The organism is Streptococcus sp. A34 (genome assembly GCF_043674115.1).
GTDB lineage: Bacteria > Bacillota > Bacilli > Lactobacillales > Streptococcaceae > Streptococcus > Streptococcus suis_V.
Window position 1 is genome coordinate 1 of sequence record NZ_JBIMJM010000059.1, and the last position, 7,271, is coordinate 7,271.

Genomic DNA, 7,271 nt, shown 5'->3' on the forward strand with positions numbered 1-7,271 from the left:
TGGGCAATAAAGGCAAGTTTTCCTTTGTTTCGACTAAATTCATCCCAACTTAAGACTTTTGGTAATGTCGTAAAATCTTGAGGAAATTGAAACTGAGCCAATTTTCTCTGTACGACTGAAACGGAGATGTGTAGTCTCCTAGCGATAGCTGAGTTGGTCATGTTTTCTGTGTGTAGTTGAGTGACTTTCTCCCAGATTGGTTGTGAAATCTGACAGTTTTTCTTGACCAGAGGTGTCTCAGAAACGGTTACTTTTTGGCAAGATTTACACTGAAACCGCCGCTTCTTAAGCAGTAGGAGGGTTGGAAAACCCTGACAATCCAAAATTGGAATTTTTGAGGGCATTTGAAAATCGTACTTGATACATTTTTCTTGGCAATGAGGACAGCAAGGACTGTCGTAATCTAGCTTTGCCCTGATTTCTAGATGGGTTTGATGTTTCAAAACGAATAGAATTTTAATGTTTTTATCTTTGATTCCGATAAGTTCTGTGGTATGATAAAGTTGTTCCATATGAGTCTTTCTAATGAGTTGTTTGAACGCTTTTCATTATAGGTCATATGGGACTTTTTTTCTACACTCAAAAAAGCTCCATAATCTCTACAGTGGATTTACCCACTACAGAAATTATAGAGCCCATAAAAAATCCTCCAGTTTGTTTTTTATAACAGTATACTGGAGGAAGGAGTGATTGGATAGATACCTTGTTATTGGGCGGTTACAATCTATTATGGAAATTATGGAGCCTTTTTGAGTGTAGAAAAACATACTAAGATTAGTAGTGAGGAAATCTCCGACGGGAGAGAGTACTCACTACTTTTTCTTTATGATAAAGTAGAGGTGTCTTGTTAAGTCATGGGACTTTTTGACGCTAGACGTCGCAATAAAAACTGGCAAGACACCTGTTTTAGAAAGAATGTTATCAAAGTATGTGGGACGCTAGACGTCGAGTATTGAAAATGACATCACTAAAACAAGGAATCATTCAAGACAAAGAGGTAATATCATGCGTGCAGTATTTGGGATTGACGTGAGTAAGGTAAGTTCAGAAGTGGCTATTCTAGTCAACGGCGAGAAGGTTCATGGCTATACCATGCCCAATGATGCCATTGGCTTTTCTAGGCTACTTGGTGATTTGAAAACCGTCCACAAGCCAGAAATCATCTTTGAAGCAACAGGCGTCTATTCTCGTCGTCTTCAAGCTTTTCTAGAAGATAATGGCTACGCTTATACACGGCTCAATCCCTTGGAAGCCAAGAAGCAACTGGATAGCTTGCGTGTGCGGAAAACAGATCAAATTGACGCCGAAAAACTGGCTCAATCTCAATTTGTGCTGAATCGTAAACCCACTTATGTCCAAGAAGAAGTCTACCAAAACTTGCGGGATCTCAGCCGTTTCTATCAGAATCTGACCGAGGACATTGTTCGAGCTAAAAACCGTCTGCACAAGGTCTTACAAGTCACTTTTCCTGAATTGGAAACTATCATATCAACACAAACTGGCGAACAATACTGGAACCTGGTCATAGCTTTTCCTTGCAAGGACTTCGTGCTTGAGTTAAGCAAGAATGAACTCTCAAAGAGCATTCGTCAGTCCACCTCAAAACGGATTTCAGACAAGCGTGTGGCGTACTTAGCCGAAAAGCTTACAGCACTAGCTAATCAATCTTACTGTGCCGTCAAGAAAACCTCTCCAATGCTGGAAGAGGTTCGTTACTATGCAAAAGAATTGCTTAGACTTTCTGAACAGAGACAAACTGTCCTAGACCAAATGGTAGAACTAGCTCACCCATTACCTGAATATGACATTCTGCTCTCTATTCCTGGAATAGCTGAGACTACTGCAACAAGTATTATTGGTGAACTGGGAGATATTCGCCGTTTTCAGTCTGCCAATCAAATCAATGCCTTTATCAGTATTGACCTGAGACACTATGAATCTGGTAACTTCCTCGCTAAGGAACACATTACGAAGCGTGGCAATCCCTACGCTAGAAAGATTCTGTTCAAGTGTATCCACAATATCGCTTCAGCCAGTCACACCAATCATTGCCATATCGCAGACTTTTATGAGAAACGAAAAAGACAATCGCAAACGACTTCTACGAAGCCACACACGATTGCCTCCATACATCGTCTCATTCGGACAATGTATTACCTCATAACGCATAACAAACTTTACGATTACACTTTAACCCAAAATCTGTAAGATTGTTTATGCAATATTATTGTAACACCTTATCAAAAATTTTCAACGTAAGGTGTTAATTTCGTCTACTCTTTTTACACGAAACTTTAGTCCAAAAGAAAACATTGACTATTGAACTCAAAATATTTTTCATCAAATACCTCGATGAACTTGACAAATGGTAGAAAAAAAGTCCCATATGACCTATAATGAAAAGCAACCAAACTCACATTAGAAAGACTTATATGGAACAGCTAAATTTTATCACAAATTTTCTCAGAATGAAAGACCAAAATACCCTTATCACTGATGAGTATGATATGGGAGCTCACTTAGAACTCCACGGTTAATTAGATTACATGGCTCCTAAATGTCCAGAATGCAAGGGACAAATGGCTAAGTACGATTACCAGAAAACCTCTAAAATCCCCTATCTAGAAACTGCTGGTTATTGACTCCTTATCCGTCTTCGAAAGCGTCGTTTCAAGTGTAAAGATTACGGAAAAATAGCGGTTGCTGAAACTCCTCTTGTCAAGTAGAACCACCAAATCTCTGTCGCTGTTAACCAGAAAATCGCCCAGTTACTCATCGAAAATCAAGCAATGAGACATATCGCACACAGGCTATCTATCTCAACATCATCAGTTAGTCGAAAGCTTAATGAGTTCAAGTTTGAAACAGATTGGAATACCTTACCTGAGGTGATGAGCTGGGAGTCAGACAGTCTGGGGATAGACTGTTTGAGCTGCTTTCAAGAATGGGAAGATGAGCTTTATCGCACAAGATTTCAACTCACAAATGTCATTACCATTCTAGACGGAAGAACTCAAGCAACCATCCGAAATCACTTTATACGCTCTATCCTAGACAGGTTAGAAATCGTGTAAAAGTCATTTTCGCCCACCTACAACTGTTGACAAAGAGCCTTTTTTAATATGAACTTTCTCTAATGGTCAATGTCGTTCTGAGTTTGATTTTTCGTGGGTGGTGGGTGGTTGGATTTGAAATGATGCGGTCCAAGAGTTGCATAGCTTCAAGGCCCATTTCCTCCGTGAAAACGCTGATAGAGGAGAGTGCCGGATAGACTTGACGAGTGATGGCGGTATCGTTGAAGGTGATGATTTGAACACGATCAGGAACCTCAATTTGCCGTTCTTGTAGGGCTCGCAAAGCACCGACAGCCAGCGTATCGTTGGCCATGAAGAAGGCTGGTGGCAGGTCGTCGCCCAATTCTTGGATTGCACGGGTCATCAGTTCGTAGCCTGACTGGGTGGAAAATTTCCCGATATAGCAGTAATTTTCTCTGTAGATGCCCAAGGTGGACAGATAGTTACGATAACTGAGCAAGCGGGGGTCGGCAGGCAGGTCTTGTCCGTCGGAGGTCTTTTCCTGCCCGACTAGCAGTCCGATGTCAGCGATACCTTGACTGCAAAAATGATTGATGACGGTTTGAACCGAGTGGTTAAAATCAGTGGTTACACAGGAGAACCCTTCGGTCAGAGTATCACTGTCCACAAAGACCAGATGAGGAGACAAGCTGGTCAGCTCTGCTATTTGCCTAGAAGAAAATTTGCCCACTGCGATGATGCCGTCAACCTCGGCCAGGAGCGGATTGCTCAGGTCGTTGAAGGAGAGGATGAGCTGATAGCCCAGTCGGCTAGCCTCGCGCTCGATGCTGACGCGGATAGAGTAATAGTAGAGGTCGGCTAATTCCTCGCTTTCTGTGTACCATTGGACAAGTCCGATGGTGCCTTTTTGTTGGGGCGCCTGCTTTTTCAAATGTTTGGTATAGCCCATTTCTTGAGCCAAGTCTAGGATGCGTTCGCGAGTTTCTGGACTGACGGATAGGCTGTTATCTCCATTGAGAACTCTGGAAATAGTGGCGGATGAGAGCTGTGCTCTAACTGCAATTTCTTTGATAGTGACCATGGCTTTCCCCTTTCTTTTTCTTTGATTATAGCACAATAGAAAAGATTAGTAAAAGATTAGTAAAATTTTAGTAAATTCTTGACAAGGTCTTTTTTTAGATATAAAATAAAAGAAATCGATTACAATTCAAGGAGGTTCTTATGAACAAGGAACAAATCACACAAGCCTTTCAGGATGTATTTGGTCAAGAAGCGGACGCGGCATTCTTCTCGCCAGGTCGAATTAACCTGATTGGTGAACACACGGACTACAACGGCGGTCATGTTTTCCCAGCTGCCATTACTTTGGGGACCTATGGTGCAGCCCGCAAGCGTGATGACCAAGTCCTGCGCTTTTACTCTGCCAATTTTGAGGAATTGGGTATTATTGAGGTGGATTTGGGCAATTTAGTCTATGACAAGGCCCATAACTGGACCAACTACGCCAAGGGCGTACTTAAGTTCTTGCAGGAGGCTGGACATACGATTGACTCGGGTATGGACGTCTATATCTATGGCAATATTCCAAATGGGTCTGGCCTGTCCTCATCAGCCTCTTTGGAACTGCTGATTGGGATTATTGCGGAGGAGCTATACAAGTTAGACTTGACTCGCCTTGATTTGGTTAAAATCGGAAAATTGACGGAAAATCAGTTCATCGGGGTTAATTCAGGAATCATGGACCAATTTGCTATCGGTATGGGTGCGGACAATAAGGCGATTTACCTAGATACCAATACGTTGGAATATGACTTGGTGCCGCTGGATTTGGGCGACCATGTCATTGTTATCATGAATACCAATAAGCGCCGTGAATTGGCAGATTCTAAGTACAATGAGCGCCGTGCGGAATGTGAAAAAGCGGTGGAAGAGCTCAATTCTGTCCTCTCTATCGAGACCTTGGGTGAGTTGGACGAATGGACTTTTGACGAATATGCTTACTTGATTAAGGACGAAAACCGTCTCAAACGGGCGCGCCATGCCGTTCTGGAAAATCAACGGACCTTGCAGGCTCGGGCAGCGCTTGAAGCTGGTGATTTGGCAAAATTCGGTCGTCTGGTCAATGCCTCACATGTGTCCTTGGAGCATGATTATGAAGTGACCGGTCTGGAATTGGATACGTTGGCCCACACCGCTTGGCAACAAGAGGGCGTTCTCGGGGCGAGGATGACGGGAGCAGGATTTGGTGGCTGTGGCATTGCCATTGTCCACAAGGATAAGGTAGAGGCCTTTAAGGAAAATGTTGGCAAGACCTACACAGAAGTGGTCGGCTATGCACCTAGCTTTTATGTGGCAGAAATTGCTGGCGGTTCAACCGTTTTGTAAGATGTGAAATGATGAAGGAGAGACGATGGCAAATCTGGTAGATACATTTGTGGAGCAAGCGATTGTTCATAGTGACTTTGAGGAGATGGACCGTCTCTATCTGCGCAATCGGGTTTTGGCTTTGGTTGGCGAGCAGGTCTTGGACATTGAGACGGAGCTGACGGATATGATTGCCCTCAAAGATGCCTTGTTGGCATCGGCTCTTGAGACAGGTCAAGTTGGGGAACTCTTGGAGGAGCAGGACATGGTTGGGGCTAGTCTGATGGACTTGGTGACACCGGCTCCTAGTCAGGTCAACCGTCAATTTTGGGCGACCTATGAAAATAGTCCGGAGCAGGCTATTGCGGATTTCTATGACCTCAGCAAGCGCAATGATTATATCAAGCTAGCAGCTGTTGCCAAAAATATCTATTACCAAGTACCGACAGATTATGGCAATCTGGAAATCACCATCAACTTGTCCAAACCAGAGAAGGATCCGAAAGCCATTGCGGCGGCCAAATTAGCAGAAGCAAGTAATTATCCTAAATGCCTGCTCTGTATGGAAAATGAGGGCTATCAGGGGCGGATCAATCATCCTGCTCGTGCCAATCACCGGATTATTCGTCTTCAGTTGGGGCAGGAGAACTGGGGCTTTCAGTATTCACCCTATGCTTATTTTAATGAGCATGCCATTTTCCTCAATACTGAGCATGTGCCAATGGCCATTACGCCACAGACCTTTGAGCAACTCTTGGATTTGATTGACCTTTTGCCGGGTTATTTTGTCGGTTCCAATTCGGATTTACCGATTTCGGGTGGCTCTATCTTGACCCACAATCACTATCAGGGCGGTCGGCACACCTTCCCCATGGATGAGGCACCTATTGAGCAGGAGCTGACATTTGCAGGTTTTGAGGGCGTGCAGGCTGGACTAGTCAAGTGGCCCATGTCGGTTATCCGTTTGACCTCCAGCGAACGGACGGAGCTGCTTGGTTTGGCGACTAAGATTTTGGAAAAATGGCGGAGCTACTCAGATGACTTGGTTGGAATTAAGGCTGAGACGAATGGAGTACCGCATCATACCATTACACCGATTGCCCGCAAGCGTGACGGTCGTTATGAGCTGGACTTGGTCCTCCGCGACAATCAGACTTCGGAGGAATTTCCAGACGGCATTTACCATCCTCATCCAGATGTTCAGCATATCAAGAAAGAAAATATCGGCTTGATTGAAGTCATGGGCTTGGCCATCTTGCCACCGCGCCTTAAGGCGGAGTTGGCCGAGGTGGAGAAATTCCTGCTGGGGCAGGACAGTCAAGTGGCAGCCTATCACCAAGACTGGGCAGACCGCTTGAAGACCGCTCACAGCTCAATTACCGCTGAAAATGTCCAAGAGATTGTCCGCACGTCGGTGGGACAAATCTTTGCCCGTGTACTTGAAGATGCCGGCGTCTACAAACGCACACCAGAAGGCCAAGCTGCCTTTAGAAGATTTGTCGAGTTTGTGGGGGTTGTATAATAACTTTCGAAGGGTAGGCAGACGCCTGCTCTTTTTGTTATAATAGTAAAAGTTATCAAAGGAGTAGATATGAAAAATTCAAAAATTGGGACTTTCATTACGCTTGTGGCAGGTATTGCTTGGGGTTTGTCGGGAGTCAGTGGGCAATATTTGATGACGCGTGGGGTGACGGTTGAGATGATTACGACCCTGCGTTTGGTGATTTCGGGCGTGGTTCTGCTGGGCGTGGCCTATTTGACCAGTAGGGACCAGTTGATGGCTGTTTTGAAAAATAAACATACTAAGATTAGTAGTGAGGAAATCTCCGACGGGAGAAAGTACTCACTACTTTTTCTTTATGATAAAGTAGA

The 7,271-nt window shown here is 44.2% G+C and carries 5 protein-coding genes and 2 pseudogenes; 5 read left to right on the forward strand and 2 right to left on the reverse strand.

The window, feature by feature from the left end; genetic code table 11:
- Nucleotides 1-512 (reverse strand): transposase family protein (locus ACHBGV_RS10045; protein WP_394736259.1); only part of this gene is annotated, 512 nt, incomplete at its 3' end.
- Between the two features lie 493 nt (nt 513-1,005).
- Between ACHBGV_RS10045 and ACHBGV_RS10050 the strand changes: the two genes are divergently transcribed.
- Complete coding sequence (locus ACHBGV_RS10050) at nt 1,006-2,208, forward strand: IS110 family transposase (RefSeq protein WP_172023251.1); 1,203 nt, start codon at nt 1,006-1,008, stop codon at nt 2,206-2,208.
- Nucleotides 2,209-2,432: 224 nt separating this feature from the next.
- Nucleotides 2,433-3,118: pseudogene (locus ACHBGV_RS10055) on the forward strand (transposase family protein); the annotation flags it as partial.
- Here ACHBGV_RS10055 and ACHBGV_RS10060 read toward each other — a convergent pair.
- A complete protein-coding gene (locus ACHBGV_RS10060; protein ID WP_394736260.1) occupies nt 3,118-4,116 on the reverse strand; it encodes a LacI family DNA-binding transcriptional regulator in 999 nt (332 codons plus the stop codon). The pseudogene ACHBGV_RS10055 and the gene ACHBGV_RS10060 overlap by 1 nt on opposite strands.
- A gap of 140 nt (nt 4,117-4,256) precedes the next feature.
- Between ACHBGV_RS10060 and ACHBGV_RS10065 the strand changes: the two genes are divergently transcribed.
- The 3 genes and pseudogenes from ACHBGV_RS10065 to ACHBGV_RS10075 all read left to right on the forward strand — a co-directional run.
- Entirely contained in the window at nt 4,257-5,420 is a 1,164-nt protein-coding gene (locus ACHBGV_RS10065) for a galactokinase (RefSeq protein WP_105160106.1), read from the forward strand.
- Between the two features lie 25 nt (nt 5,421-5,445).
- Complete coding sequence (gene galT / locus ACHBGV_RS10070) at nt 5,446-6,921, forward strand: UDP-glucose--hexose-1-phosphate uridylyltransferase (RefSeq protein WP_394736261.1); 1,476 nt, start codon at nt 5,446-5,448, stop codon at nt 6,919-6,921.
- A 69-nt stretch (nt 6,922-6,990) separates the two neighbouring features.
- Nucleotides 6,991-7,271: pseudogene (locus ACHBGV_RS10075) on the forward strand (hypothetical protein); the annotation flags it as partial.